This window comes from Oceanobacillus senegalensis (assembly GCF_900176885.1).
Taxonomy (GTDB): domain Bacteria; phylum Bacillota; class Bacilli; order Bacillales; family Amphibacillaceae; genus Oceanobacillus; species Oceanobacillus senegalensis.
In genome coordinates, this window is record NZ_LT839648.1 from 2502492 (window position 1) to 2507026 (window position 4535).

Consider the following 4535-nt stretch of genomic DNA (forward strand, 5'->3'; position numbering starts at 1 on the left):
GCGCCCACGACGGATAGGGACCGAACTGTCTCACGACGTTCTGAACCCAGCTCGCGTACCGCTTTAATGGGCGAACAGCCCAACCCTTGGGACCGACTACAGCCCCAGGATGCGATGAGCCGACATCGAGGTGCCAAACCTCCCCGTCGATGTGAACTCTTGGGGGAGATAAGCCTGTTATCCCCGGGGTAGCTTTTATCCGTTGAGCGATGGCCCTTCCATGCGGAACCACCGGATCACTAAGCCCGACTTTCGTCCCTGCTCGACTTGTAGGTCTCGCAGTCAAGCTCCCTTCTGCCTTTACACTCTGCGAATGATTTCCAACCATTCTGAGGGAACCTTTGGGCGCCTCCGTTACCTTTTGGGAGGCGACCGCCCCAGTCAAACTGCCCGCCTGACACTGTCTCCGAACCGGATCACGGTCCTGGGTTAGAAGGTCCATACAGCCAGGGTGGTATCCCACGGATGCCTCCACGTAAGCTGGCGCTCACGCTTCTGAGGCTCCCACCTATCCTGTACAAGCTGCACAGACATTCAATATCAGGCTACAGTAAAGCTCCACGGGGTCTTTCCGTCCTGTCGCGGGTAATGCGCATCTTCACGCATAGTATAATTTCACCGGGTCTCTCGTTGAGACAGTGCCCAAGTCGTTGCACCTTTCGTGCGGGTCGGAACTTACCCGACAAGGAATTTCGCTACCTTAGGACCGTTATAGTTACGGCCGCCGTTTACTGGGGCTTCGGTTCTAAGCTTCGGACCAAAGGTCCTAACTCTTCCCCTTAACCTTCCAGCACCGGGCAGGTGTCAGCCCCTATACTTCGCCTTTCGGCTTCGCAGAGACCTGTGTTTTTGCTAAACAGTCGCTTGGGCCTATTCACTGCGGCTCTATCTCTATAGAGCACCCCTTCTCCCTAAGTTACGGGGTCATTTTGCCGAGTTCCTTAACGAGAGTTCTCCCGCTCACCTTAGGATTCTCTCCTCGCCTACCTGTGTCGGTTTGCGGTACGGGCACCTGTGATCTGGCTAGAGGCTTTTCTCGGCAGTGTGAAATCCGGAACTTCGGCTATAGTTGCCTCCCCATCACAGCTTGAAATGGCCAGACGGATTTGCCTATCTGACTTTCTCACTGCTTGGGCGCACACGTCCATCGGTGCGCATTCCTTATCCTACTGCGTCCCCCCATCACTCATAACGATCACGAGGTGGTACAGGAATATCTGCCTGTTGTCCATCGCCTACGCCTTTCGGCCTCGGCTTAGGTCCCGACTAACCCTGAGAGGACGAGCCTTCCTCAGGAAACCTTAGGCATTCGGTGAAAGAGATTCTCACTCTTTTTTCGCTACTCATACCGGCATTCTCACTTCTAAGCGCTCCACCAGTCCTCACGGTCTGACTTCACAGCACTTAGAACGCTCTCCTACCATTGTCTAAAAGACAATCCACAGCTTCGGTGATACGTTTAGCCCCGGTACATTTTCGGCGCAGAGTCACTCGACCAGTGAGCTATTACGCACTCTTTAAATGATGGCTGCTTCTAAGCCAACATCCTGGTTGTCTAAGCAACTCCACATCCTTTTCCACTTAACGTATACTTTGGGACCTTAGCTGGTGGTCTGGGCTGTTTCCCTTTCGACTATGAACCTTATCACCCATAGTCTGACTCCCAAGTCTAAGTAGCTGGCATTCGGAGTTTGACTGAATTCGGTAACCCGATGAGGGCCCCTAGTCCAATCAGTGCTCTACCTCCAGTACTCTACGCTTGAGGCTAGCCCTAAAGCTATTTCGGAGAGAACCAGCTATCTCCGTGTTCGATTGGCATTTCACCCCTACCCACACCTCATCCCCGCATTTTTCAACATACGTGGGTTCGGGCCTCCTGTCAGTGTTACCTGACCTTCACCCTGGACATGGGTAGATCACACGGTTTCGGGTCTACGACCGCATACTCATTCGCCCTGTTTAGACTCGCTTTCGCTGCGGCTTCGTGTCTTCCACTTAACCTTGCATACGATCGTAACTCGCCGGTCCATTCTACAAAAGGTACGCCGTCACGCGTAAATGCGCTTCGACTACTTGTAGGCACACGGTTTCAGGTACTCTTTCACTCCCCTTCCGGGGTACTTTTCACCTTTCCCTCACGGTACTGGTTCACTATCGGTCACTAGGGAGTATTTAGCCTTGGGAGATGGTCCTCCCGGATTCCGACGGAATTCCACGTGTTCCGCCGTACTCAGGATACACTCCGGAGAGAATTCTCTTTTTGACTACAGGGCTGTTACCCTCTTTGGCTCATCTTTCCAGATGGATTCGTCTAAAGAATTCCTTTGTAACTCCATGTGGAGTGTCCTACAACCCCAGAGAGCAAGCTCTCTGGTTTGGGCTGTTTCCGTTTCGCTCGCCGCTACTTGGGAAATCGCATTTGCTTTCTCTTCCTCTGGGTACTGAGATGTTTCAGTTCCCCAGGTATGCCTCTTGTGCCCTATGTATTCAGACACAAGTCCTGTTCCATTACGAACAGTGGGTTTCCCCATTCGGAAATCTCCGGATCAAAGCTTACTTACAGCTCCCCGAAGCATATCGGTGTTAGTCCCGTCCTTCATCAGCTCCTAGTGCCAAGGCATCCACCGTGCGCCCTTATTCACTTAACTAATTTACAATGAATAAGCGTTGTATCGCTTTAATTTGATGTCTTGATTACTCTTATATAGTTTTCAAGGTACAAAATTGAAAGAGATTTACTCTCTCAAAACTGAACCAAACAACTCAGTATGATTTATCCAAATAAATATTTAGATATTCCGTAATAATCTAGCTCCAACGCCCAGCGACTATCGAGACTTCCTTCACCTCCGTACGATAAGTCAACATCAACTCACTTACGTTCGTTGTGTTTCCTTTATCTCCTTCGGCTCAGTCCAGTCCGTACGTCGCTAAACGGGCGTTTACGCTTTTTCATTTCCTTAGAAAGGAGGTGATCCAGCCGCACCTTCCGATACGGCTACCTTGTTACGACTTCACCCCAATCATTGGTCCCACCTTCGGCGGCTGGCTCCAAGAGGTTACCTCACCGACTTCGGGTGTTACCAACTCTCGTGGTGTGACGGGCGGTGTGTACAAGACCCGGGAACGTATTCACCGCGGCATGCTGATCCGCGATTACTAGCGATTCCGGCTTCATGTAGGCGAGTTGCAGCCTACAATCCGAACTGAGAATGGTTTTATGGGATTTGCTTGACCTCACGGTTTCGCTTCCCTTTGTACCATCCATTGTAGCACGTGTGTAGCCCAGGTCATAAGGGGCATGATGATTTGACGTCATCCCCACCTTCCTCCGGTTTGTCACCGGCAGTCACCTTAGAGTGCCCAACTGAATGCTGGCAACTAAGATCAAGGGTTGCGCTCGTTGCGGGACTTAACCCAACATCTCACGACACGAGCTGACGACAACCATGCACCACCTGTCACTCTGTCCCCGAAGGGAAAATCCTATCTCTAGGAGTGTCAGAGGATGTCAAGACCTGGTAAGGTTCTTCGCGTTGCTTCGAATTAAACCACATGCTCCACCGCTTGTGCGGGTCCCCGTCAATTCTTTTGAGTTTCAGCCTTGCGGCCGTACTCCCCAGGCGGAGTGCTTAATGCGTTAACTTCAGCACTAAAGGGCGGAAACCCTCTAACACCTAGCACTCATCGTTTACGGCGTGGACTACCAGGGTATCTAATCCTGTTCGCTACCCACGCTTTCGCTCCTCAGCGTCAGTTACAGACCAGAGAGTCGCCTTCGCCACTGGTGTTCCTCCACATCTCTACGCATTTCACCGCTACACGTGGAATTCCACTCTCCTCTTCTGTACTCAAGTCCTCCAGTTTCCAATGACCGCTCACGGTTAAGCCGCAAGATTTCACATCAGACTTAAAAGACCGCCTGCGAGCGCTTTACGCCCAATAAATCCGGACAACGCTTGCCACCTACGTATTACCGCGGCTGCTGGCACGTAGTTAGCCGTGGCTTTCTGGTTAGGTACCGTCAAGGTATGATCAGTTACTATCATACTTGTTCTTCCCTAACAACAGAGTTTTACGATCCGAAAACCTTCTTCACTCACGCGGCGTTGCTCCGTCAGACTTTCGTCCATTGCGGAAGATTCCCTACTGCTGCCTCCCGTAGGAGTCTGGGCCGTGTCTCAGTCCCAGTGTGGCCGATCACCCTCTCAGGTCGGCTACGCATCGTCGCCTTGGTGAGCCTTTACCTCACCAACTAACTAATGCGCCGCGGGCCCATCTGTAAGTGACAGCCGAAGCCGTCTTTCAAACTCTCCATCATGCGATGAAAAGTATTATCCGGTATTAGCTCACGTTTCCGCAAGTTATCCCAATCTTACAGGCAGGTTGCCCACGTGTTACTCACCCGTCCGCCGCTCGTTCCACTAACGTCACCCCCGAAGGGGATCAGTTAGCTTCCCGCGCTCGACTTGCATGTATTAGGCACGCCGCCAGCGTTCGTCCTGAGCCAAGATCAAACTCTCCAAAAAAGTTTG

The 4535-nt window shown here is 51.9% G+C and carries 2 rRNA genes; both read right to left on the reverse strand.

Annotated features, from left to right (window positions below):
- Window positions 1-2648: ribosomal RNA gene (locus CAO17_RS12120) — 23S ribosomal RNA — on the reverse strand.
- 316 nt (window positions 2649-2964) lie between these two features.
- A 16S ribosomal RNA gene (locus CAO17_RS12125) occupies window positions 2965-4529 on the reverse strand.
- The 16S and 23S rRNA genes sit together here, the layout of an rRNA operon.
- Between the last annotated feature and the right edge of the window lie 6 nt (window positions 4530-4535).